This window comes from Dellaglioa sp. CoH-55-MRSF-9 (genome assembly GCF_056782155.1).
Genome location: NZ_JBXAYG010000006.1, coordinates 1 through 22,507 on the forward strand (window position 1 = coordinate 1; position 22,507 = coordinate 22,507).

Consider the following 22,507-nt stretch of genomic DNA (forward strand, 5'->3'; position numbering starts at 1 on the left):
TTATTTGCGATATTCATTATCGCCTCAATAGCACTTATTAAATATATCAGCTTTCTTTTTCTTGGTCAAGTCTATTTCTGTGAATATCTCTTAATTGTTGGCTTATCCAAAAATCCATTTTATCATCTATTGCTTTAAACCCTGTATCTATAGACCTATTTGTCCAATAATATTTATGTTTTATTTTAATACCTGTACTTTTAAGATTACTATTTTGTTTAGTAAAATTTCTAATTGAAAAACTCATTTTACTGTTATATTCATCAATATCAATAATCCTAACCGTAATTTTTTCATTTATTTTTAAATAATTCAATATGTTATCCACATAACCGTTATGGCATTCCGAAATATGGATTAAGCCTTGAACTCCATCCGCAATTGTTACAAAAGCACCATATGATTGAATACCTGTTATAGTTCCTACAATAATTTGTCCAATTCTATATTTCATTTATACTCCTCAATCTTTCGGTAAAAACGGCCAAAATAAAAAGGACTTTCATCCTCTTTATTTTGTTACTATCATATCTTCAATTACAATTGGTTCAACTGGTTTATCTTGCATAGCTGTTTTTGCACCCGCAATTTTATCAACAATGTCCATTCCACTAACAACTTGTCCAAATACTGTATGATGAAAATCTAACCAAGGAGTTCCACCTTTTTTATATTCTACGACTACCTCTTCAGGATAATTTGCATCCTTTAATTGTCCAATCATCTGTTCAGGAACATTCGAATTTTGGACAATAAAAAATTGACTACCATTTGTTGATGGTCCAGAATTAGCCATCGATAAAGCACCTCTTAAGTTAAAAAGTTCAGAAGAAAATTCATCTGCAAACGATTTACCCCAAATACTTTCACCACCCATTCCAGATCCTGTTGGATCACCAGATTGAACCATAAAATCAGAAATCACTCGATGAAAAATAACGTCTTTGTAGTATCCATTTTCTGAAAGTCCAATGAAATTTTCTACCGTCTTAGGTGCTTGTTCTGGAAATAATTGAATCGTTATATCACCGTAATTCGTAATCATTTTAACTTTTGGTCCAACTACATGTTCTAAGTCTAATTGTGGGTATGTCATAACTATGTTCCTCCTATTCAAACTTTATTGATTCCATTGTACCCAATTTCACTCTATTTTACTATTACTTTATATTTTTTATGCGTTATACTATTATAATGCTATTAAATGGAATGCTAGGAGACTGTTATGACAACAAATGAAATATTTGATATTACTATCATTGGTGCCGGACCCATCGGACTATTTACTTCAACTTATGCGCACATGCGCCAAGCTAAAACTCAAGTTATTGAAAGTCTTCCCGACATTGGTGGACAAGTTGGTACATTATATCCAACGAAAAAAATATATGATATAGCTGGATTCACTGGCATATCAGGTGAACATCTAATTAAGGAACTTTCAAGGCAAGCTCACCAATTTGACTTTGACGTTAAATTAAATGAGACCGTCTTAAATTTCGAAAAAGAGAATGATATTTTTAGGATTCAAACTTCTAAACGGGTTACATATAGTAGAACAATTATTATTACGGCTGGAATTGGTTCTTTTCAGCCACGTAAATTAAATATTGCTAATTCAGCAACATTCGAGAATGAATCATTATTTTACAATATTAGTGACCTTTCTAAATTTTCTCATAAACAAATTGCTATTGCTGGCGGTGGTGATTCTGCTATCGATTGGGCAAATGAGCTATCGAACATTACAAAACAAATTCATATGATTCACCGTCGAGATAACTTTAGAGCTCTAGAGTACAATGTCACAAAACTCAAAAAAACTGATACTATATTTGAAACTCCCTTTTCGATACAATCACTTTCTAAAAAGAATGGTCGCCTTGAAATTTTGCTAAAACATTCTAAAAATAATCTTAATAAAACGATAATTGTTGATAATTTACTTGTGAATTATGGCTACTTATCCGATAATAAAATTATTAATGCTTGGGGTATAAATATGGATAAGAAACTAATCTCGGTAAATTCTGAAATGGCAACTTCCATTCCCGGTGTTTTTGCCGCAGGAGATATTGTTTCATACCCTGGTAAAATAGCACTAATTGCTTCAGGATTTGGTGAAGCACCGACTGCCGTAACTAGTGCCCTAAATTTTATAAACCCAAATATTAATCGAACTATTCATAGTACGCAACTAATGAATCCACATTATTAAAAAAATAGAACTTAAGGGGTATTTAATATTATGTCTGTCATAAACTTTTTTATAGATTTTGTTTTACATATAGACACACACTTGATTAGTATTGTGAACAACTTTGGAAATTGGACCTATCTTATCTTATTTTTTATTATCTTCATAGAAACTGGAGCGGTTATTTTACCTTTCCTACCTGGTGATTCACTTTTATTTGCAGCTAGTGCTCTAGCAGCAAATTCAATTTATCATTTGAATATTTGGATATTTGTAATCCTCTTTCTTGCTGCAGCGTACATGGGAGACTCACTAAATTTCTTTATTGGAAAAAAAGTAGGGAACTCAATTTCAGATCATTCATTATTTAATAAAATGATTAGCAAAGATAGTCTCGATAAAACAGAACAATTTTTCAATAAACATGGTGGACCCGCAATTATTTTAGCAAGATTCATGCCTATTATTCGTACGCTTGCTCCCTTCATCGTTGGTGGTAGCGGATTTAAGTACTCTCGCTTCTTACGCTTTAGTCTAATTGGCGGATTTGCATGGGTCACCATTTGTTGTTCTGCTGGATTTTTCTTTGGAAACATTGCAATCGTACAGGAACATTTTTCTTTAGTCGTATTGGGAATCATACTAATTTCCTTAATTCCAGCTGTATTTAGTGGTATTAAGTCAAAATTAAGTAAATAACTAGCTATTAATATCCCACCCTTTCTATCTTAATCTAATAAAAAAACGAGACGCCATTTTCACTGGTGTCTCGTTTTTTTAATTACTACGTTTAATTTCTCTCTTACCAAAGTAAATACCAACTAAAAAGAACATCTCAATTAGACAAAAGACCATTAGAAAACAAATCATAAAAAAATTTTCTGGTAATGCCAAAATGATTGGATCTAGTTTAGGATTAAATATCCAATCATTATTTCTAAACACGAGCTCATGAAATAGTATAAAATAATGATCAAAATTAAAGAAAAGTAAAAATACACTAAGAAAAGGAACAGTAATAGCCATCTGAAAAGGTCTTACCAATTTCCATAATTCCTTTTGTTTTGTTAATTGACCAATAAATATTATTGCAATAAATCCTAAAATTAAAAAACAACCATAATTAAACTGCACCAATTGTTTAACATCATGATAATGTTGCATCCCATTATATGATGAAGGCAATATCATTTTTACTTTATTTACCCAAGGATAGTTAAAATAGTCTAATAAATTATTATAATCAGACATTAATTCTGATTGGTTTAACCCAACAATTTTATTCAAATGTGATTGCTTGATAAAAATTTTATAAACAAACGTACTATTAATTACCAATATAATAGAAAAAGAGACAATCGCTAGATATAAACTTAGCCACTGTCCCATTTTTTTAACGCGCTCTATCATTATCAAAGTCCCAATCATCAAGTGAATCCAATTGAATAGTTGGTTGAACTTTTTTAGATGCCACTAAGTTTTTTGTTGAAACGCCCGTATAGACTAACATTGTATCAACCCCAAAGTTAATTCCGGCTTTAATATCTGTCATGTAGTTATCTCCAACCATCACAACTTCACTTTTCTTCAAGCCAAGTCTTGATAGGGCTTTTTCCATGATGATAGTTTCAGGTTTACCAATATAAGTAGCTTCTTGTTGTGTTGTACATTCAACCATCCTTACCAGCGATCCAGCACCAGGAAGTAGTCCACGTTCATTCGGAATATTAGTATCAGCATTTGTTCCAATAAATTTAGCACCACGTTTGATTGCTAAAGTTGCCATTTCAAATTTATGATACGTAACATCGGAATCTAACCCAACAACAACATAATCAGGCGTCGTTTCCTCAATAATAAATTTTTTATCCATAATTGCTTTCTTTAATCCGTTTTCACCAATAATATAAACACTTCTTTTATCAGGGTTTAACGCATCTAGATAATCTGCAGTTGCAAGTGCCGCCGTATAGACTTCTTTCTCAGTTACATGTATATCAAAATTATTTGCTAAATTATTGACAACATCAGCTGGTATTTTAGTCGTATTATTAGTCACAAATAAAAATGCAATATTTCTTGCTTGTAGAGACTCGATAAATCGTTTTGCTGCCGCAATTTTTTCTTTTCCTCGATAGATTGTACCATCTAAATCAATCATATAACCTTTATATGCCATTATTATCACCTTGCCTATTTAATTATGCTTTATCTTTTTGCCTAATTACAAATTCGTGTTTCTTTGTTCGTTTTGTTGCCGTTTTTAAATTATTTTTTTGTGGTTTTACTGGTTTAGACTTGTTTAATGGTACTTTAGTTTTTTTATTTTTTATTTGATATTTTTTTTCAGTTGTGTGCGCCCTTACTACAGGTTTTCTTTTCTTACCAACTGGTTTAACTGTTTTTTTACGTTCTTTAGGATTAGAAATTGGTTCAGGTTTTTGAATTTCCAAATTGTGCAACACAAAATAAGAACATCCAAAATTACAATATTCATATAAATAATCTTCAAGAGTATCGATACATTGTGACCGATATGCCTTTTTATTCTCGGTTTTATAAAAACCTCTTAATCGAAGTTGATCATATCCCCAGTCTCCAACAATATAATCATATTTCGTTAAAATTTGGCTAAATCGTTCCGTTAATTTTTCAATTTCAAAACCATCTCTATAATTGGAAACAAGATCATATGGACGGTTATCGATTAGTACTCGGGTTTCACTCTGTCGAACAACATCACTAGCATAAGCTTTAATTTTTTCTGCTTTTATTGCAAGTTGCTGTTCTCTCTTTTCTTTCTGTGCTTGATTCAAATCTCAAACCTCCTTTTACAACTTTAGTCATACTTCATTATACAGAAAATTCTAGTTTTAAATAGTCCCCAACGTAATCTCTTAAAAATTTCTTGCCATTTATCGAAATTTCTCCGGTTATTTCTATGGTTGGAAAAAACGGTATATACATAAAATGATCAACTGTTGCAATAGTATAATATGCATCCAAGTCAATTTTTTCGTTATGATATATAAGGTCCCCATTTTCTTGTTCTACCAGTCCATCAATCACTACTTCACCAAATAATTGGCCTCTAAAACCCATCCCTTTAATTGGGAATTTCTTAAGAAATGAACTATTCTTTTTAATTTCTTGTACTAATCGCCATAGATTATAACCAGTTAATTTAGCAGTAATAACCCGCATTGGGTGTGGCAGTGTTTGATGCAGGTCATTTTTTGTTACAAATCCTTTTTGTAAATTTTTCAAAAATAATCCACCATTTAACATTGCAATATCCGTTTTTGTACCCGCTTCGATGGCTTTCAATGATGTCTGCATTAATGCTGAATTTTTAGTCCATGATGCTTCTAAATCTTCAGGCAATTTTGCAACAACTTCAGATGTTAAAATTTTTTCTCCGCGTAATCTATATTCTGCTATTTCGTCTTGGTCACTTATAACTTCTGCTAAACTTTCTGTTTCAATTACTTTAGCAACTTCTTTTCTAATTTTATGATTTTCAAGTTCAATCGCTACTTCGCCCACGTACATCCCCCACTTACCAGCTGCGGCCAATAATGATTCATTAACTTTTTCACCGGATTTCAATAAATGATGTGTGTGGCTTCCTAATACAATATCTATCTGAGGATACTTTGCAGCTACTTTTCTATCTACAGGTAAACCTAAATGTGATAACAAAATAATAACATCTACTTTACCTGCTATTTTTTTTAAAAGTGAAGGTAAAACGGTATCAATTTGATTAGATTCCCAACCATTCATCTCATACGTCATTGGAAATGGTGCTGTCAAGGCAATTATTCCAATTTTAGTTCCAGCTGCAGTTTCCATTATTTTATATTCTTTGGCCCATGCAGGACGATTATTAACTTCTCCATCTACCACGTTATCAAGGATAATGTCGAATTTTGCATTATCATATAAATGTTGTAATTGGCTTCGCGAATTACCAATACCTTCATTGTTACCAATTGTCGCTGCATCATATGCTACAGTATTCATTAATTCAATATTGGCTTTGCCATTTGTAGCTTCCGACAACGGGTGCACACGATCAATTGCATCTCCAATATCAAAAGTTAAAACAGTTTGATTTTGTTTTTCAAGCTTTATTTTTTCAGATTGTAAAAATCGCCTAATTTTAGGCCAATTTTCTAAATGTGAATGAATATCATTTGTATGTAAAATCGTTATTTTTTCCATTAGTTTATATCCACCTTATTTTGATTATTTACTGACTTTCTTTTCACTAACTATATTATTATGGTTGTCCTAAAGTTCTTTTCTAACCATCAAATTCCTAATAGGTGGGTTCAACATTATTAGTTATACTATATCCTATATTATACTGCTTACCGTGTCCAAGTGAATTTATATGACCCTTTACAAAAAATAGCATGCAGAAAATAGTATTGCTCGCGCTGAAATTAACTATTAAATTGTAATGTTTTTAGAAGCAAAATCAAACAATATTTTCAACAATTACTTTTAATTTGTGCCCTAAGTATACAAAAAAAGACCCTCACACGTGGTCTTTTCAGCAAAAATTTAATTTTCCATCTTCATTTGAACACTTTTAATAACATAGAGTACAATTAACCAACCAATTGAAGCAATCAGCGCAATTAATGTATCAGGTTTTAAGCATAGCACAATACCTACAAAAGTTAGAAATAATAGAATTAAATAATTTGTAACAGGAAAGAAAGGCATTTTAAATACTAGCATTGATTCTGTTTTTTCTAGTTTTATTTTTCGTCTATACTTCAAATGTGCAATTACAATTGCTCCCCAAATGAACAAGAAACAAGTCGTTGCAATACTTGAAATAAATGTAAATACCGATTCAGCCATAAACATATTCAGTACGACTGAAATTGCAATCACAAGAGTCGAAAATTGTAATGCAAATGCAGGTACTTGATTATGTGATAACTTACTAATTTTTTTAGAAAATTTATTTTTTTTATTATAATTAAGCGAGAACAACATTCTACCTGTACTAAATAAAGACCCATTACAAGCTGAGGCTGCAGCTGTAATTACAACAATATTAATAATGCTGGCTGCTGATTTTATCCCTATATTTTCAAATACTTGAACAAATGGACTTTGTGATTCCGAAATCATATTCCAAGGATAAATCGCCATAATTGCCAATAATGATCCTACATAAAACAAAATAATTCTTAAGGGTATTTCATTAATTGCTTCTGGGATAACCTTTGTTGGGTTTTCAGTTTCTGCAGCTGTTAATCCTACCATTTCAATACCGACAAAACTAAACAGTACCATTTGAAATGACAAAATAAATCCTTTAATTCCTTGGGGGAAAAATCCACCGTGACTTACTAAATTCGTCAAACTGGCATGCCCAGCTGAAGTTTTAAAGTTTACCACTACCATATACACGCCAATACATATCAACACAATAATGGCAATAATTTTAATGAGTGCAAACCAAAATTCTGTTTCACCGAATAATCCCACTGTAACTAAATTTATTCCTAAAAGAATAAGGAGCATAACCATACCAGGAATCCATTGCGGCAAGTTAGGAAACCAAAATTTCATATATAACCCGACTGCGGTAATTTCTGTCATTGCAATTGTTACCCAACAGACCCAATATGTCCATCCAGCAACAAATCCAACCTTTTCACCTAGATATTCATAAATAAAATCAATAAATGAATGTGCATTCACATTCGATAACAGTAATTCACCTAACGAACGCATTAAAAGAAAACATGCAATTCCGGTAATAATATATGCCAATAAAATAGATGGCCCAGCCAAATGAATAGATTGACCTGCTCCCAAGAATAAACCAGTCCCAATTGTTCCACCAATTGCAATTAATTGAACATGTCGACTTTTTAATCCTCTAACATGCTGATCTTCTGAACTTTTTTCTGCCATTAATATCAAACTCCCTCTATAGTAATTAAGTAGATTATACATGACACATGTTAATTTCTAAAGAAATTATTCTTTTTATAATTAAATAAAAAAAGCGACTCAAAATATGAGTCACTTTACTTATTATTAAAGTTGGCCTTTATCCACTTATCTAACGTTTTAACAAAGCTCTGAAATAGTTCTTCACCCTTTAGTGATGGGAAATCACCTAATAGTACTTCATCAACTTGTTTACTACCTTCGCCATGTTTCTGTAAAATCAAAATAGATTTACGTGAATTAGCTGAACTAAATAATTCCACAGGTAAATTGAGCATACCTTGAAGATATGCATTTGATTGAATGTAAACGAGTAATTTTTTTGCTTCCTCTGTTTCAAATAAACCAGTAGGAACAAGGTATATGCCAAAACCGCCATCATTTAAGTATTTGATTGATTGTTCTATTAATAAATGATGTACATATGAATGACCTTCAGTTGCATGTGTAGCAAAATGGGTAACTCTTTCATCTAGAGGGTAATAACCAATTGGTAAATCAGCAATAACAACATCAGATTTTTTTACAATTAGGTCATCAACCGCATCTTGGTGAAATAATTCTAAATTTAAGTGTTGTAATTGTCCACTTAACCCTGCAATTGATAACATTGTATCATCATTATCAATCCCGTATGCTTTTGAAATCTCAAACTTATCAGCAGCCATTTGATTCAAAATCGTCGTCAGTAAGTTCCCTGATCCCACTGTAATGTCCAATAAACTAAACGATTTTTTTGTACTTATTAATTTTTCTAATACAAATGCAACTAAAAATCCAATTGTATCTGGTGTTATTTGATGATTAGGTTGAATACTTTCTTGTCTTGTTGCCTTCAATAAAACTAACTGTACAACTTTACGTACATCTTCTGACGATAAGGCATTCAAATTCATTTTTTTATAAATCTGATTCAAAATTTTTACATCTTGCTCACTTGGTAATCCATCTTCTACGTGTACAGATTTATTATCTAACAAATTATTGCTAGTCTCAATAAATGCGTCCAAATAAGTGATTTCTAAACTTTTTTGTAAAATATCAATTGTTTCATTAATCTGATTAAAGTTCATTTCTATTTCTTCTAATGACATAAAATCACTCCTTGAATTTATTTGCTCGTTTCAGTTTAACGATTTTTAATTCTCAATTCAAGTTAAGTTTCTTTTTTATCATTTTTCTGAAAAAGAATATCGATTACCATTCTTCAAAATAACCTGATAGGCTCCTTTTTGATATTCAACAACACCATAATTATAAGTATATTTTTCTTTTAGATTTTTTGCTTTTTGATTTAAAATAGTCATGTTTTTCATAGTTTCTGCTTGATTATATTGGCATATTTTCTGATAACTAGTGAATTTTGCTTGGAAATATATCAGTTGTCCCAATAACAAACCAATTAATAACATTAAACAAAATATGGCTGATACAACTAAATGTCCGTTTAATAATTTGATTTTTCGCATCTTAATCCTTTTTTTCCATAGGTATTACCAATTTTAAAGTCTTATTTTGGTGTTCTTGTTTGATTTTTAAAAATAGAATTGGTTCATCGTATGCCACCGAAAATGATTTCACATGATATAAAATTGGTATATGACCTCCTGAAAATCCAATAAACTGTATCATTTCATTATGCTGACTAAGATAGTAGCGAGCTCCTGTCTTATTATTTTTTAATGAAATTGTATATTGACCAACATCTATTATCTTCAAATCTAAGTGATCTGACTCCAATAATCCGATACATTGCTGTAACGAAAAATCTCTATCTCCGCTAATTTCTTGGTGTTCATTTGTACATAAGTGCCAACATGTTGTCATTAGACTAAGAGAGATGATAAATATACCTAATGCAATAATAGTTTCTAACAAAGAAAAACTTTTCATTGCAATTTAATACTTGTTAAATCATTTTCAGACTTAATTCGAATTTCAGACATAGTAGCACATTGTAATTCGCCATCAACTATTTTTGATAATTTACTTGTCGGATGAATGACTAATAATTTACTGATTTCTTTCAGATTTCTTGTAGTTGTTGTTTTATGATTCCAATAATCTTCTTGTTTCTGTAATGTGTGATTGGTCTGTACATATAATCCAAAACCTGATGCGACAATAGTTAAAGTCATAATAGCGTCAGCTAACACAATTCCTGACATTTTACGCACGTTATTCGACATCCTTTCTAATAAATTGACCCCACCCAATTTGAAATACTATTTTTTGATTTCTATTTGGTAATGTGGATTTAAAATTAACTGTTTTACCAGTGATTTGCCCACTTTTATTTATTTTTATCGTTACTCTATTTTTAACTGTCACAGTCTTCGGATAGTCTAATTTAATTTTACTATTGCCATTAATAATGGTCATTTTATCATCATTAAAATTAATACTATTAGGCATCCGATTCATCGGTGCCTCTACCACTGCACTTTGCCAAAGTTGTTCAAAATTTTGCCAAAATTGTTTTTCTTTAGATATCGCAAGTACTTGATCCATTGGCCCCATTAGCAATAGACCACAAATACTAGTAATTGCCAACGAAATAAGCATTTCAAATAAACTAAATGCTTTAAATTTAGTTTTCTGTTTTAACAACATTATTCGAGATAATAATATGATTATCTTTTGCTTCCTTTTCTTGCTTTTCAGTTAAATATTTTTCCGAAACTAAATCAGCAAAATTTATCGATTTATTATGCGTTTCATTTTCATACAAATCAACCTGCGTTTGGACGACGCTAACTAACGCTTCATCATTAACCCGTTTAGCACCTGCTCTTTGATGTCCAATGTTAGGTAATATAATCAACATTAGAAGTGAGATAATAAATAAGACACATAGCATTTCAACAAGCGTAAATGCTTTTAATTTTTTTCTATTTTTTTTCATTGAATTTCCTCCATAGTTTGATACATAGGTAATAATATTGTTAAATACAACCCAACAATACAGGCCGCTACAATTATGAATGCAACTGGCTGTACATAAATCATGATTCTTTCGACAGATGACTCAAATTTACGATAAGTTAATTCCGAATACATTAATAATTCTTGGCTCATCACATCTAACGTATTACCTTTTGCGAGAAATGTCGTTATCTCATTAGGAAATAAAGGACTTTTATCGATCATTTGTTTTGTACTCCCACCATTTTCAAAATGATTCGTTAACTGTTTACCTAACTGATATAGTAAAGATTTTTGATCAAATTGATTTAAATAATCACATATTTTATTCAAATTTAAACCACTTGCTAAAAGCAGACCCAAATTAAATGTTAAATAATAATGACAATAATCCCGATAAATTTTACCTACTATGGGGACCTGACAATACCAAACATGCCTGTTCATCGTACTTTGTTTTGAAACACGAATGATAATTTTTATGATATATCCGATAAATAGACTAATTACGACAGAGATAATACTCTTCATTAAAATCATTTTAAAGTTAGAATTTGATGACGCACCTAACTGACTATAATTTATTTCAGGCAAAATAAATTGTTGGATTCCGATATATAAGACAACCAGTAATCCCATCAGAATCATTGGGTATTGCATGAGTTGCTTTAACTGTTTCTTTTGTTTTACTCTAACCGTCATCAATTTTCCGAGTTGTTTAATACTTTTATTTAATCCGCCATATTTTTCAGAAATCGTAATTTGATAATACGAACTTTTTGAAATATACGGCTTGATACCTGTTGAGAAGGGTTCACCACTTCTTAACTTGGATTCAATTTTTTGAATATCTATTTTCCCAACTGGAAATAATTTAGTCGCCGTTGTTAAAGATTGCCTGAGCGAAAATCCCGAATCTAATAAGTCTGCCAAGACTTCGAAAAATTCACTTTGTTTTTGAATTGACCATTTTCTTCTATTTAAAATTATTTGCTGTTTCAATTGTAATAATATTTTTCTTAATACATTGATCAAGGTTATCATGCCACCTTTCTAAAGCTATTTTTTGATTAAATGTTCCTTCAAGAACAGACTCTAACTTTTGACCTGTTAATATATCAAATAGTACACCGCTTCCACCTTTCGTTGTTTCAATTAATCGCTGATAACTTACTGCCTGTAGCGTTCTATTGAGATCATCTCGACTAACGCCAAGATTTTCAAGTCGTTTAATTGTTCCTACTGCATTTCTTGCATGTACGGTACTTAAAATTAAATGACCACTCATTGCAGCTTTAATTGCAGCATTGGCAGTGACTTCATCCCTGATTTCACCGATAATAAAAATATCAGGATGGTGCCTCAATCCAACTTTTAATAATTCCGCATATGTCATGTTTGCTTTATCATTAACCTGTAATTGAATAAAATTAGGATTTTGAATTTCAACTGGATCCTCAATAGTTAATATTGTTCTTTGATTCTGAATCATTTCAGCCAGTTGGTACATTGTCGTTGTCTTACCTGAACCCATTGGACCTGAGAATAAAATTAGCCCACTGGACCCACATGCATTTATCAACTGCTGAAATTGATTTGGTAAAAGTTGAAGTAACGGTACATCGGTATTCGAATAAATAAATCGTATAACAATCGATTCTCTACCTAAAAAATCGCCAACACTCGAAATTCGGCAATTTACCTTTTTATGTTCTATCTGCCATTGAAAAGTCCCAAACTGCGGCCGCCTAGTTTCGCTCAGAATCATATTTGCCTTAAATTTAAGAAAATTATTCATTTGTATCATCTTTTTTTCTGAATATACATTAAGGCTATGATAGTTATTCAACGTTCGATACTTAACTAAGCATCCCTTGGCACTTGGAATTATATACATATCACTTGCTCTGTTTTTAACACATATTTTAATCATTTCTTGTATTTCTGTTTCAATCATCTCAATATCCCTCCTTTCCATATATTTAAGTACGCAAAAAAAGCCAAAACATTTAATTTTGGCTTTTCATATTTTTATATTTAATTAATTTCTAACTTTTTAAGATGACTTATCTCTTTATTATAGAGAGTATCTTAATCTTCGTCTGCAATATCACCAGCATGGAACACTTCTGAAACATCATCATTTTCTTCCAATGCATCAATCATATGATGGAATTGTTCAATTTTATCTTCCGGTACTGGTACTAGATTTTGAGGAATCATTACTAATTCAAATGTATCTAATTTGTATCCCTTTGCTTCTAATGAAGCACGTACATCTGGTAAATCTTTTGAATCTGTATAGATTTCAAATAATTCTTCTGATGTTTTCAAATCCTCAGCACCAGCATCAATAACATCTTCAAACATAGCATCTTCATCAGTATCTAATTCTTCACGAGAAATAACGATGTAACCTTTACGATCAAACATGTAATTAACTGAACCTGTTTCTCCTAAATTTCCACCATTACGTGTAAATGCAATACGAACTTCTGAAGCAGTCCGATTACGATTATCCGTCAAGGTATGAACTAAGATGGCAACGCCACCAGGTGCATAGCCTTCATATGTAATTTCTTCATAATCTGCACCTTCTGAACCAGACGCTTTATCAATAGCACGTTTAATATTATCTTTTGGCATATTTGCAGCTTTAGCTTTATCAAGCATCAAACGTAATGAGGGGTTCGAATCGGGATCAGGACCACCACTTTTTGCAGCCATGTAAATTTCTCTCGATAATTTTTGGAAAATTTTACCACGTTTAGCATCTTGTGCATTTTTACGACCTTGGATGTTATTCCATTTTGAATGTCCTGACATAATTCCCTACCTCTTTCCGAAATGTTTCTGAATTTTTACTTTTAACCGTTTATTATGATATCAAAATAATAGCTTAATATCAACCTTCTTCACGAGAATAGGACTGAACTAGTTTTCTTTAGCTTTTTTGTGCCGATAGTACATTAAAATTAATATCGTCAAAATTACACCTGTTGTTGCACCAATTGTATCAAGTAAAACATCTTGGATTAAGGGCGTTCTGCCACCTGTAAAACTTTGGTGAATTTCATCAAGTCCTGCATATAGCGCTGCACAAGCAACTGCAATAAGCCCACTGTAACGCCAATACTTAATTTTATTTTTCACTCCCAAGAATATGAAGCTAGCCATAAAGAAATATGTCATAAAATGAGCAGTTTTACGGATGAAAAACTCAACTAATTTAAAATAACCAACATGGTTAAAACTTTCATCTGCTCCAGCATAACTAAATGAAATATGTGACAACATACTTTCAAATGGTTTACCAGCTAAATACTTTTCTAAAAAAGGAATAGATGTCTGCTGCTTGTACGTTTCCGAAGAACTAATAAACAGAATTACAATAATTAATAAGGCTAAAACAAAGTAAATATTATTTTTATTTTTCATAAAATTTCCCATCCAAGTATAATAAAAACTTGATTTTCCAAATATAATTTAGAAAACCAAGTTTTTTATTATATTATTTTGTTGAAGAACGCTTAATTAAGCCATATGGTAATTGGATTGTTTTTTCACTAACTTCTTCTTTATCCATTAATTTTGTTAATAATCTCATAGATACAGCCCCTAAATCGTATAAAGGTTGTGTTATTGAAGATAATTTGGGTCTAACAATCTCAGTCAATTTTGAATCATTACTTGTAATAATTTCAAAATCTTCGGGTACACTCAAACCAGCATCTCGAGCACCATTCAAAACACCAACAGCTAATTCATCATCACCAACAAAAGCAGCAGTTGCATGACTTGAAGAAATTGCTGGCCATAAGGTTTCGCCAGCTCGATATGAATAATCTGTTTCAAAAATTAAGTCTTGATCAAATTTTATTCCGGCTTTTTCAAGAGCTAATTTATAGCCTTTTAGTCGGTATTCGCCATTAATGGGTTCATCCATTGAACCTGAAACAAATGCAATACGTTTATTGCCATTATTAATTAGATCCGTTACTGATTCCATTACAGCTGCAATATAATCAATATTAACACTACCTAATTCTCCAGTAGGATCAACTGAACCTGAAAGGACAACTGGTGTACGACTTCTCTTAAGTTCAGCACGTAATTCATCAGTAATTTGATTTCCCATAAAAATAATACCATCAACTTGTTTAGCTAATAATGTATTTAATACTTGCACTTCTTTTTGACCATTTTGATCAGAGTTAGCTAAAATAATATTATATTTATACATTGTTGCAACATCATCAATTCCACGAGCTAATGATGAAAAGTAAATATTAGTTACATCGGGAATAATAACCCCAACTGTTGTCGTTTTCTTACTTGCCAATCCTCTAGCAACAGCATTAGGTCTGTAATCAAGTCGATCAATAACTTCCAAAACTTTTTTTCTTGTTGCAGGTTTAACGTTAGGGTTACCGTTAACCACACGTGAAACAGTTGCCATTGAAACAGCTGCTTCTCTTGCTACGTCATAAATTGTAATTGTTTGTTTATCCATTAGTATTATTTCCTCTCATTACTTAAATATCAAGTTTTCATTCCGTTTTCAAGCACTAGAATAATTTAGCAAATTTTTAAGACAATTGCAAGCGTTTTTACCTTATTTTCATGAAAATAATTTTTATATTATGAAAATTTCAATTTTTAATTGTTATGAAAATTTCAATATTTAATTGTTATGTCTTACTTATGCTATAATACAGTATACTATTGTAAAGGGAGAGATTTCATGTCACATATTGCATCTTTACAACAATGGCTTGCCAATAATGGTACTGACATTGCTTATATCAACGATCCAATGAGTATTCAATATTTTACCGGTTTTGAAAGTGATCCTATTGAGCGCGTTTTAGCTCTCTTTGTATTTCCTGATCAAGACCCATTTTTATTCACACCCGCTCTTGAAGTCGAAGCTGCCAAAGATACCGGCTGGAAATATCCCGTTTATGGTTATCTTGATCACGAAGATGCTTTCGCAATCATACAAAGTGAAATAAATAAACGTAAAAATTCACCAAAGAAATGGGCTATTGAAAAAGGCAGCCTAACAGTTGAAAGATATGATGCTATTAGTCGTATCTTCCCAAGTGCTGAATTTGTAGCTGATGCAACAAGCTTTATCGAAACACTTAAAGTAATTAAAACACCAGACGAAATTGAAAAATTAAAAATTGCTGGAAAATGGGCAGATGTTGCTTTTGAAGTTGGCTTTAACGCTCTTCAAGAAGGCAGAACTGAACAAGATGTTGTTGCAGAAATTGAATATGCAATGATGAAAAAAGGAATCATGCATATGAGCTTTGACACTATTGTTCAAAGTGGAAAAAATGCCGCTGAACCTCATGGATTTGCAAAAAAGGATCTTATCCAATCAAATGCTTTAACATTATTTGATTTAGGTGTTATCTCAGATGGTTATATTTCAGATGCTAGTCGTACTGTAGCATTCGGTAAACCAAATGAAAAAGCATTAGAAATTCACAAAGTTTGTCTTGAAGCGCAATTAAAAGCGCAATCTGCTGCTAAACCAGGTATGATTGCGGAAGATTTAGATAAAATTGCTCGTGATGTCATCGTCAAGGCTGGTTATGGTGACTACTTTATTCATCGCCTTGGTCATGGTATGGGACAAAGTGAACATGAATTCCCTTCAATTATGGAAGGAAATAAAATGGAACTTAAACCAGGTATGTGTTTCTCAATAGAACCTGGTATTTACATTCCAGGCGTTGCTGGCGTTCGTATTGAAGACTGCATTTATCTAACTGAAAACGGTAATGAACCATTTACAGTTACACCAAAAACATTAAAAACAATTGAACTACACTAATAAAAATAAAAACCCCTAAAGTTAGAAAACTTTAGGGGTTTTTATTTTTAAATATTCCATAAACTACGAGTCTTAACTAAAATAATAGGTAACCATATGCTACTCCTTTTCGAACAACATGTGGTTACCTATTATTTTAAAGTTAATTAATTCAAATAGTTCGCATTAAAAATTGTGGTACTCATTTTACTTTTATTTTTCGCCTGTCCATCCATCTGGATAAATTGTTTCAGCTTTGCCTTCTGCAGCATCAGCATCTTTAGCTTCGCCAAAAGCACTCTTGCTATCAACATAGATGTCTTCTTCAGCTAAGTCTGAAAACTCATCTGTTAAATCAGTCATTTGTTCAAATATATCGTCTGATTCCATAGCTAATTTGTTTTTCAAATCGTTCTTTGCATTAATTAATGCATCTTTAGCATTAACATACGCATCCTGGCTCATTAATAATTCACTTTTTTCAGAAAATTTATCACTTAGATTATTTTTCATTTCATCAAAATCAACCATTTTATCTTTTAAATCAATACTAGCGTCTTCAGCGTAAGCCTTATACTCTAACACGCGATCACGTACATCTAAAGCTTTTTCTTCCAAATGTTCTTTAATATCTTGTTTCGTTTTTTCAGAAATTAATTTAGAAGCTGTATACGCGGCAACCCCACCTGTAACTACCAATCCTAATAAAAATTTTTTTGACATAACAAACCCCTCCTTGTTTTAAACTTTTCTATTTTTATAAAAACTAAATGCCTTTTTACCAACATTAATGAAAGCTGAAGAATCTTTAGCCCTCTTTGACGTCGCTGAAACGTGTGTCATTAATCCTCGACTTGCATCATTCAAATCAGACACACTTTCACTCAAATCAGCAACAGCCTGAAATAAAGGATCAATTGTTGCTACTTTACCATTTACATCGTCTAATAAAATATTTGATTTTACGAGTATATTCTCAACTTCATTTGATAAGCCATCAACATCGCTGGTAATAGATGAAATACTTTTATTCACTTCTCCGAGTGTTCTCATCATTCTCATAAGAACGAAAATAATGAATAGGACTAAGACCGCGAAAGCAACAGCGGCAATTAATCCTGCAATTTGTCCACCTGTCATAATAATTCCTCCTATTTACTTACGTACATTAATTCAAAATCTACTTATAGGATAGCATTCGAACCTAAAAACTGCAATTGATAACATACGACAGTTTTGTATTTAAATTACACATTAGCCCACATGTTTGCTATGATGATATCAATAAATTAATTTAGGGGTGATCGCCATTTTAAACAATCTTTTTTTAGAGCATTTCACAAAGGACAATTTACTTTTAGGGACATTACTAAAAACCGTTACAAAACAAAGTACTTTCCTTTCACGTTACATAGCTCATATCGATTGGGATGCCATTATTAGTAACCTAGTTGAACTAGTTTTTTCTCTTGTTTTCTTTTCTTTTCTATTTATCCTTATAAATTGGATTGGAAAAAAAATCATTCGTCGGACATTTAATCAATATCGAGGATCCGATAGATATTCAACAAATAGAGTTGAAACAATCAATTCACTAACATCAAATATTTTTCACTATATTATGTTATTTTTTTATCTTTACGCTATTCTGTCGGTGCTCGGTGTTCCCGTTGGTACCTTAATTGCAGGTGCCGGAATCTTAAGTGTTGCTTTAGGTCTTGGCGCACAAGGATTCGTAACTGATGTCGTCACTGGATTCTTTATTCTTTTAGAACAACAATTCGATGTTGGAGATATCGTTAGAATTGATTCAATTGAGGGTCCTATCGTGGCTGTCGGCCTACGTACGACTCAAATTGAAGACTATGATGGTATTTTGCATTTTGTCCCAAATAGAAATATCACAATTGTCAGTAATTTATCTCGCAATAATATGCGAGCAGTTATCGATATCCGAATTGATGTCACTGACGATGTGGATAAAATCACCCATATTGTACAGAACGTTAATGAAAAGTTAGTCCCACTTCATCCCGAAATTAAAGATGGACCAAATATTTTAGGTCTAGTTGATCTTGGCAAAGGAAATTTGGTCTTTAGAGTCGTTGTGTTCACTTTAAATGGTGAACAGGCATCTACTCAACGGACATTTCTTGCCGGTTATCTAACGGCTTTAAATGATGCTCAAATACATGTCTTAAACTCACCTATCTCACTTAACTAAAAAATGACTCAATTATGAAATCATAATTGAGTCATTTTTTAGTTTCTTATTTGTTGATCTCTATCTGTCAAAAAATGGACCATTGCAAGAACACCTGCATCAATTGCAGCTTCTTTAGGCGCCAAAAATTCAGAATGTAGCGAGTAAGGACTATCTACACCCAACCAAAACATTGTTCCAGGTATTTTAGACAATAAAAATCCAAAATCTTCTCCCGTCATTGCAGGTTGTGTTTCAACAAATGAAACTTCTGGATCGTTTTTCATAAATCGAATAAAGTTTTCAGTCCTGCTATCATCATTTTCAACAGGTAGATAACCACCTTGAATGAGGTTTAATTCTACTTCGCAATCGTACATTAATGCGATACCCTCACAAATTGTTTTAACACGTTTTTGAATCAATAAATTCATTTCTTGTGTTAACGCACGAATTGTTCCATTAATCTGTGCTTCACCAGCAATAACATTACCAGTCGTTCCAGCAGTAAATTGACCCAACGTAACAACTCCAGATTGTATTGGATCGACATTTCGACTGATAATCGTTTGTAATTGCGTGACCAACTGTGCACCAGCAACTACCATGTCATTAGCCTGATGTGGGTATGCAGCATGTCCACTTTTTCCGGCTAGGTGTGCATGAATTTCACACGTACCTGCGAACAAAGTGCCTAATCGAGTTCCAATTGTTCCAGCAGGTAATTGTGGATTATCATGGAATGCATAAATTTCATCAGGCATCCACTCATCTAATAATCCACTCTCATAGAGTCGCTTACCACCACTGGCATTTTCTTCTGCTGGTTGAAAGATAAAAGTCATATTTACTGTTGGTTGATTTTCAGAAAAGTAATTTAGAATTCCGAGCGCAACCGTCATATGAATATCATGCCCACAAGCATGCATTCTACCTTCATTCCGTGATGAAAATGGCAGTCCTGTCTTTTCAGTAACAGGTAGTCCGTCAATATCAGTCCGATATCCAATTGTATACCCGCCAATAGAACCAACTACTCGAACTAAAATACCAGTTTCAACTGTTTTAATTACTATAAAACTTTGATTAAATTTTGAAATTAAGTTCAGTAGATAGGCTTGAGTTTCAAATTCTTCTAATCCAATTTCCGGAATTTGGTGTAAGTCCCGTCTGATTTTAATTAGTTCTTCAGTTGTTAAACTCATTTCTATCTGTTCCCTCGTTTCAATTTATTTCTAGATATTACGTAACTCTGCTAAAATTTCTGTTTTATCTTTTGTTTTATCATCGATATCTTTAACTTTTTTTGCGGGCATCCCTACGACTACCGTATAAGGTGCAACATCTTTAGTAACAACAGCTCCAGCACCAACAACGGCACCTTTACCAACACGAACGCCTTCAAGCACGACAACATTTCCACCAATTAAAACGTCATCTTCAATAATAACAGGTGTTGCTGAAGGTGGTTCGACAACCCCAGCAAGTACTGTTCCAGCACCAATATGACAATTATCTCCAACAATTGCACGACCACCTAAAACAGCACCCATATCAATCATTGTTCCCTTACCAATTTCAGCACCAATATTAATGATAGCGCCCATCATGATAACAGCGTTATCGCCAATTAAAACTTGATCGCGAATAACTGCACCTGGTTCAATACGTGCATTAATCTTTTTTAAATCTAATAACGGAACAGCTGAATTACGAGTTTCATTTTCAATATGAGAACTTACAATTTTTGAATTTTCATTTAGGAAAGGTTCAATATCTGCCCAATCACCAAATAAAACGCCAGCTTTATCATTTAAGTAGTCTTCTATCGTATCTGGTACATCGATTTCAACTAAATCCCCTTTAATATATACCTTAACGGGTGTTTTCTTTTTTGAAGTGCTAATAAAATTAATAATTTCGTGTGCATCTAAATTTGCCATCATCATTCTCCTAATATTTCATATTATTTATTTTCTTTCTTTAGTTTCAATATCTTGAACTATATACTCTTTTTCAAATTCATGAGCAATATGATTCATACTTTTCATAAGCTCACGACGTGTCACGATACCTGTAAAACTGCCCTCAGAAGAAACAACTGATAAAAAGGGATGGTCCACAAGTAAGTGCAAAACATTCTCAATATCGTAAGGATCTTGAATAGTGGGAATATCAGTTTCCATAACATCTTTAACACGAACTTCGTGTAATCGGCTGACATCCAATTCATCTAATCCTAACATTGTCTCAGTAATCATAGACAAGGATAACAATCCTTTAAACTTATAATCATTATCTAAAACGGGAATTTTAGCATAATGAACTTTTGTTAAAACCAATAGTGCGTGATCCAGGAAGTTATTTTCTTGTACATTAGCAACAATTTCAGCTGGAATTAAAAAGTGTTCCTGGTTTTCGGATAACATTTTTTCAATAGACTTAGCTATCATTCAATAGGTCCTCCTTCCAAACTTTTAGAACAACTCCTATTTTATAATAAATTGAACGCAGACACTAATTTTTTTTAAAAATCGAGCCAATTATTAATAAATATTTACATTTGTTCGCAATATTGGTAACATAATAAATATTGCGAACAAAAATAGGAGGATACAATGGATTATACATTAACAACAAGATTAGCTGCAGAATTTATTGGTACAGCAATTATGGTTATTTTAGGTAATGGTTCGGTGGCCAATGTCGAACTTGGGCATACAAAAGGACATGGTAGTGATTGGGCTTTAATCGCCTTCGGTTATGGATTCGGTGTTATGATTCCCGCCTTAATCTTTGGTAGTATTTCAGCAAATCATATTAATCCAGCTTTCACTTTAGGATTAGCTTTTTCTGGTTTGTTCCCATGGGGTGAAGTACTTCCCTACATGACAGTACAATTTTTAGGTGCATTCGTTGGACAAGCTATTGTTGTTGCAGCCTACAAACCTTACTATGATCAAACAACTGATCCTGAACGTATTTTAGGTACTTTCTCAACTATTGATGCCGCTCAAAGTAAATTAAATGGTTTTATTAATGAATTTGTTGGTACTTTCATTTTGATATTTGGCGCCATTGGTATTACAAAAGCACCATTTTTCTCCGATAACCTCGGAACAGCTCATCTCGGATTAGGTTTCTTAGTCCTTGTATTAGTTGCATCATTGGGTGGCGCAACTGGCCCAGCCCTAAACCCAGCTCGTGATCTTGCTCCACGTTTACTACATCAACTATTACCTCTTAAAAATAAAGGTAACTCACAATGGGATTATAGTTGGGTCCCAGTCGTTGCACCAATTGCAGCCGGCATTTGTGCCGTTTTCCTATACAAATCACTTTTTATGCTAGCTTAAATTTTAAAAACCTC

Annotated in this window: 28 protein-coding genes; 5 read left to right on the forward strand and 23 right to left on the reverse strand. The window is 32.4% G+C overall.

Annotated elements, in window-relative coordinates; all coding sequences use genetic code 11:
• Positions 1–46: 46 nt before the first annotated feature.
• Together AC1RPV_RS06365 and AC1RPV_RS06370 are read right to left on the reverse strand one after the other, a co-directional pair.
• Positions 47–454: a CvfD/Ygs/GSP13 family RNA-binding post-transcriptional regulator gene (locus tag AC1RPV_RS06365; RefSeq protein ID WP_481761807.1), complete on the reverse strand. Its 408-nt coding sequence runs from the start codon at positions 452–454 to the stop codon at positions 47–49.
• A gap of 57 nt (positions 455–511) precedes the next feature.
• Complete coding sequence (locus AC1RPV_RS06370; RefSeq protein ID WP_481761808.1) at positions 512–1,096, reverse strand: peptidylprolyl isomerase; 585 nt, start codon at positions 1,094–1,096, stop codon at positions 512–514.
• Positions 1,097–1,225: 129 nt separating this feature from the next.
• On the opposite strand from AC1RPV_RS06370, the gene AC1RPV_RS06375 reads away from it, so the two are divergent.
• On the forward strand, positions 1,226–2,218 hold the full coding sequence (locus AC1RPV_RS06375) for an NAD(P)/FAD-dependent oxidoreductase (protein WP_481761809.1): 993 nt from the start codon (positions 1,226–1,228) through the stop codon (positions 2,216–2,218).
• A 39-nt stretch (positions 2,219–2,257) separates the two neighbouring features.
• Positions 2,258–2,896, forward strand: coding sequence for a VTT domain-containing protein (locus AC1RPV_RS06380; protein ID WP_481761861.1), 639 nt, complete (start codon positions 2,258–2,260; stop codon positions 2,894–2,896).
• Positions 2,897–2,974: 78 nt separating this feature from the next.
• On the opposite strand, the gene AC1RPV_RS06385 is transcribed toward AC1RPV_RS06380, so the two are convergent.
• From AC1RPV_RS06385 to ccpA, 16 genes are all read right to left on the reverse strand, one after another.
• Positions 2,975–3,586 carry a TIGR01906 family membrane protein gene (locus AC1RPV_RS06385; RefSeq protein ID WP_481761810.1) on the reverse strand — a complete coding sequence of 204 codons (612 nt, stop codon included), beginning with the start codon at positions 3,584–3,586 and terminating at the stop codon, positions 2,975–2,977.
• Positions 3,587–3,590: 4 nt separating this feature from the next.
• Positions 3,591–4,376: a TIGR01457 family HAD-type hydrolase gene (locus AC1RPV_RS06390; protein ID WP_481761811.1), complete on the reverse strand. Its 786-nt coding sequence runs from the start codon at positions 4,374–4,376 to the stop codon at positions 3,591–3,593.
• A 22-nt stretch (positions 4,377–4,398) separates the two neighbouring features.
• Positions 4,399–5,013 carry a YutD family protein gene (locus AC1RPV_RS06395; protein ID WP_481761812.1) on the reverse strand — a complete coding sequence of 205 codons (615 nt, stop codon included), beginning with the start codon at positions 5,011–5,013 and terminating at the stop codon, positions 4,399–4,401.
• Between the two features lie 37 nt (positions 5,014–5,050).
• Positions 5,051–6,424, reverse strand: a complete 1,374-nt coding sequence (locus tag AC1RPV_RS06400) for a bifunctional metallophosphatase/5'-nucleotidase (RefSeq protein WP_481761813.1) — start codon at positions 6,422–6,424, stop codon at positions 5,051–5,053.
• A gap of 345 nt (positions 6,425–6,769) precedes the next feature.
• Entirely contained in the window at positions 6,770–8,143 is a 1,374-nt protein-coding gene (locus tag AC1RPV_RS06405; RefSeq protein ID WP_481761814.1) for an amino acid permease, read from the reverse strand.
• A gap of 116 nt (positions 8,144–8,259) precedes the next feature.
• Positions 8,260–9,276: a class I SAM-dependent methyltransferase gene (locus AC1RPV_RS06410; protein ID WP_481761815.1), complete on the reverse strand. Its 1,017-nt coding sequence runs from the start codon at positions 9,274–9,276 to the stop codon at positions 8,260–8,262.
• Between the two features lie 78 nt (positions 9,277–9,354).
• Positions 9,355–9,651 (reverse strand): hypothetical protein, encoded by a 297-nt coding sequence (locus AC1RPV_RS06415; protein WP_481761816.1) that lies wholly within the window; start codon positions 9,649–9,651, stop codon positions 9,355–9,357.
• Position 9,652: 1 nt separating this feature from the next.
• Entirely contained in the window at positions 9,653–10,075 is a 423-nt protein-coding gene (locus tag AC1RPV_RS06420; protein ID WP_481761817.1) for a competence type IV pilus minor pilin ComGF, read from the reverse strand.
• Positions 10,072–10,359 (reverse strand): hypothetical protein, encoded by a 288-nt coding sequence (locus AC1RPV_RS06425; protein ID WP_409022756.1) that lies wholly within the window; start codon positions 10,357–10,359, stop codon positions 10,072–10,074. Before AC1RPV_RS06425 ends, AC1RPV_RS06420 begins: the two co-directional genes overlap by 4 nt.
• 1 nt (position 10,360) lies before the next feature.
• Positions 10,361–10,795: a prepilin-type N-terminal cleavage/methylation domain-containing protein gene (locus AC1RPV_RS06430; protein WP_409022757.1), complete on the reverse strand. Its 435-nt coding sequence runs from the start codon at positions 10,793–10,795 to the stop codon at positions 10,361–10,363.
• The gene (comGC, locus tag AC1RPV_RS06435; RefSeq protein ID WP_409022758.1) at positions 10,773–11,087 is read right to left on the reverse strand and encodes a competence type IV pilus major pilin ComGC; all 315 of its coding nucleotides are present in this window, start codon (positions 11,085–11,087) and stop codon (positions 10,773–10,775) included. Before comGC ends, AC1RPV_RS06430 begins: the two co-directional genes overlap by 23 nt.
• A complete protein-coding gene (gene comGB, locus AC1RPV_RS06440) occupies positions 11,084–12,142 on the reverse strand; it encodes a competence type IV pilus assembly protein ComGB (protein ID WP_481761819.1) in 1,059 nt (352 codons plus the stop codon). Before comGB ends, comGC begins: the two co-directional genes overlap by 4 nt.
• Complete coding sequence (gene comGA, locus AC1RPV_RS06445; protein WP_481761820.1) at positions 12,084–13,064, reverse strand: competence type IV pilus ATPase ComGA; 981 nt, start codon at positions 13,062–13,064, stop codon at positions 12,084–12,086. Before comGA ends, comGB begins: the two co-directional genes overlap by 59 nt.
• A 134-nt stretch (positions 13,065–13,198) precedes the next feature.
• Positions 13,199–13,933 carry a YebC/PmpR family DNA-binding transcriptional regulator gene (locus AC1RPV_RS06450; RefSeq protein ID WP_481761821.1) on the reverse strand — a complete coding sequence of 245 codons (735 nt, stop codon included), beginning with the start codon at positions 13,931–13,933 and terminating at the stop codon, positions 13,199–13,201.
• Positions 13,934–14,041: 108 nt separating this feature from the next.
• On the reverse strand, positions 14,042–14,545 hold the full coding sequence (locus AC1RPV_RS06455; protein WP_481761822.1) for a VanZ family protein: 504 nt from the start codon (positions 14,543–14,545) through the stop codon (positions 14,042–14,044).
• A 73-nt stretch (positions 14,546–14,618) separates the two neighbouring features.
• Positions 14,619–15,620, reverse strand: a complete 1,002-nt coding sequence (gene ccpA, locus AC1RPV_RS06460) for a catabolite control protein A (protein ID WP_409022763.1) — start codon at positions 15,618–15,620, stop codon at positions 14,619–14,621.
• A gap of 231 nt (positions 15,621–15,851) precedes the next feature.
• Here ccpA and AC1RPV_RS06465 point away from each other — a divergent pair, with 231 nt between their 5' ends.
• Entirely contained in the window at positions 15,852–16,955 is a 1,104-nt protein-coding gene (locus AC1RPV_RS06465; protein ID WP_481761823.1) for a M24 family metallopeptidase, read from the forward strand.
• 192 nt (positions 16,956–17,147) lie between these two features.
• Here AC1RPV_RS06465 and AC1RPV_RS06470 read toward each other — a convergent pair whose 3' ends face one another.
• On the reverse strand, positions 17,148–17,657 hold the full coding sequence (locus AC1RPV_RS06470) for a hypothetical protein (protein WP_409022765.1): 510 nt from the start codon (positions 17,655–17,657) through the stop codon (positions 17,148–17,150).
• An 18-nt stretch (positions 17,658–17,675) separates the two neighbouring features.
• Positions 17,676–18,074, reverse strand: coding sequence for a DUF948 domain-containing protein (locus AC1RPV_RS06475; protein WP_481761824.1), 399 nt, complete (start codon positions 18,072–18,074; stop codon positions 17,676–17,678).
• 163 nt (positions 18,075–18,237) lie between these two features.
• Between AC1RPV_RS06475 and AC1RPV_RS06480 the strand changes: the two genes are divergently transcribed.
• The gene (locus AC1RPV_RS06480; protein ID WP_481761862.1) at positions 18,238–19,158 is read left to right on the forward strand and encodes a mechanosensitive ion channel family protein; all 921 of its coding nucleotides are present in this window, start codon (positions 18,238–18,240) and stop codon (positions 19,156–19,158) included.
• Between the two features lie 38 nt (positions 19,159–19,196).
• Here AC1RPV_RS06480 and AC1RPV_RS06485 read toward each other — a convergent pair whose 3' ends face one another.
• Genes AC1RPV_RS06485 through cbpB form a run of 3 tightly spaced genes read right to left on the reverse strand, consistent with a single transcriptional unit; the run spans position 19,197 to position 21,590 of the window.
• Positions 19,197–20,342, reverse strand: a complete 1,146-nt coding sequence (locus AC1RPV_RS06485) for an N-acetyldiaminopimelate deacetylase (RefSeq protein ID WP_481761825.1) — start codon at positions 20,340–20,342, stop codon at positions 19,197–19,199.
• A gap of 30 nt (positions 20,343–20,372) precedes the next feature.
• A complete protein-coding gene (gene dapD / locus AC1RPV_RS06490) occupies positions 20,373–21,080 on the reverse strand; it encodes a 2,3,4,5-tetrahydropyridine-2,6-dicarboxylate N-acetyltransferase (RefSeq protein WP_481761826.1) in 708 nt (235 codons plus the stop codon).
• Between the two features lie 27 nt (positions 21,081–21,107).
• The gene (cbpB, locus tag AC1RPV_RS06495) at positions 21,108–21,590 is read right to left on the reverse strand and encodes a cyclic-di-AMP-binding protein CbpB (RefSeq protein ID WP_481761827.1); all 483 of its coding nucleotides are present in this window, start codon (positions 21,588–21,590) and stop codon (positions 21,108–21,110) included.
• A 165-nt stretch (positions 21,591–21,755) separates the two neighbouring features.
• On the opposite strand from cbpB, the gene AC1RPV_RS06500 reads away from it, so the two are divergent.
• A complete protein-coding gene (locus AC1RPV_RS06500) occupies positions 21,756–22,493 on the forward strand; it encodes an MIP/aquaporin family protein (protein ID WP_409022771.1) in 738 nt (245 codons plus the stop codon).
• The last annotated feature ends 14 nt before the right edge of the window (positions 22,494–22,507 follow it).

Excerpts from the sequence above, each read along its gene's own strand:
- AC1RPV_RS06365 (WP_481761807.1), bottom strand. The coding sequence starts at position 454 with ATGAAATATAGAATTGGACAAATTATTGTAGGAACTATAACAGGTATT.
- AC1RPV_RS06370 (WP_481761808.1), bottom strand. The coding sequence starts at position 1,096 with ATGACATACCCACAATTAGACTTAGAACATGTAGTTGGACCAAAAGTT.
- AC1RPV_RS06375 (WP_481761809.1), top strand. The coding sequence starts at position 1,226 with ATGACAACAAATGAAATATTTGATATTACTATCATTGGTGCCGGACCC.
- AC1RPV_RS06385 (WP_481761810.1), bottom strand. The coding sequence starts at position 3,586 with ATGGGACAGTGGCTAAGTTTATATCTAGCGATTGTCTCTTTTTCTATT.
- AC1RPV_RS06390 (WP_481761811.1), bottom strand. The coding sequence starts at position 4,376 with ATGGCATATAAAGGTTATATGATTGATTTAGATGGTACAATCTATCGA.
- AC1RPV_RS06400 (WP_481761813.1), bottom strand. The coding sequence starts at position 6,424 with ATGGAAAAAATAACGATTTTACATACAAATGATATTCATTCACATTTA.
- AC1RPV_RS06405 (WP_481761814.1), bottom strand. The coding sequence starts at position 8,143 with ATGGCAGAAAAAAGTTCAGAAGATCAGCATGTTAGAGGATTAAAAAGT.
- AC1RPV_RS06410 (WP_481761815.1), bottom strand. The coding sequence starts at position 9,276 with ATGTCATTAGAAGAAATAGAAATGAACTTTAATCAGATTAATGAAACA.
- AC1RPV_RS06415 (WP_481761816.1), bottom strand. The coding sequence starts at position 9,651 with ATGCGAAAAATCAAATTATTAAACGGACATTTAGTTGTATCAGCCATA.
- AC1RPV_RS06420 (WP_481761817.1), bottom strand. The coding sequence starts at position 10,075 with ATGAAAAGTTTTTCTTTGTTAGAAACTATTATTGCATTAGGTATATTT.
- AC1RPV_RS06430 (WP_409022757.1), bottom strand. The coding sequence starts at position 10,795 with ATGTTGTTAAAACAGAAAACTAAATTTAAAGCATTTAGTTTATTTGAA.
- comGC (WP_409022758.1), bottom strand. The coding sequence starts at position 11,087 with ATGAAAAAAAATAGAAAAAAATTAAAAGCATTTACGCTTGTTGAAATG.
- comGA (WP_481761820.1), bottom strand. The coding sequence starts at position 13,064 with ATGATTGAAACAGAAATACAAGAAATGATTAAAATATGTGTTAAAAAC.
- AC1RPV_RS06450 (WP_481761821.1), bottom strand. The coding sequence starts at position 13,933 with ATGTCAGGACATTCAAAATGGAATAACATCCAAGGTCGTAAAAATGCA.
- AC1RPV_RS06455 (WP_481761822.1), bottom strand. The coding sequence starts at position 14,545 with ATGAAAAATAAAAATAATATTTACTTTGTTTTAGCCTTATTAATTATT.
- ccpA (WP_409022763.1), bottom strand. The coding sequence starts at position 15,620 with ATGGATAAACAAACAATTACAATTTATGACGTAGCAAGAGAAGCAGCT.
- AC1RPV_RS06465 (WP_481761823.1), top strand. The coding sequence starts at position 15,852 with ATGTCACATATTGCATCTTTACAACAATGGCTTGCCAATAATGGTACT.
- AC1RPV_RS06470 (WP_409022765.1), bottom strand. The coding sequence starts at position 17,657 with ATGTCAAAAAAATTTTTATTAGGATTGGTAGTTACAGGTGGGGTTGCC.
- AC1RPV_RS06475 (WP_481761824.1), bottom strand. The coding sequence starts at position 18,074 with ATGACAGGTGGACAAATTGCAGGATTAATTGCCGCTGTTGCTTTCGCG.
- AC1RPV_RS06485 (WP_481761825.1), bottom strand. The coding sequence starts at position 20,342 with ATGAGTTTAACAACTGAAGAACTAATTAAAATCAGACGGGACTTACAC.
- dapD (WP_481761826.1), bottom strand. The coding sequence starts at position 21,080 with ATGGCAAATTTAGATGCACACGAAATTATTAATTTTATTAGCACTTCA.
- cbpB (WP_481761827.1), bottom strand. The coding sequence starts at position 21,590 with ATGATAGCTAAGTCTATTGAAAAAATGTTATCCGAAAACCAGGAACAC.
- AC1RPV_RS06500 (WP_409022771.1), top strand. The coding sequence starts at position 21,756 with ATGGATTATACATTAACAACAAGATTAGCTGCAGAATTTATTGGTACA.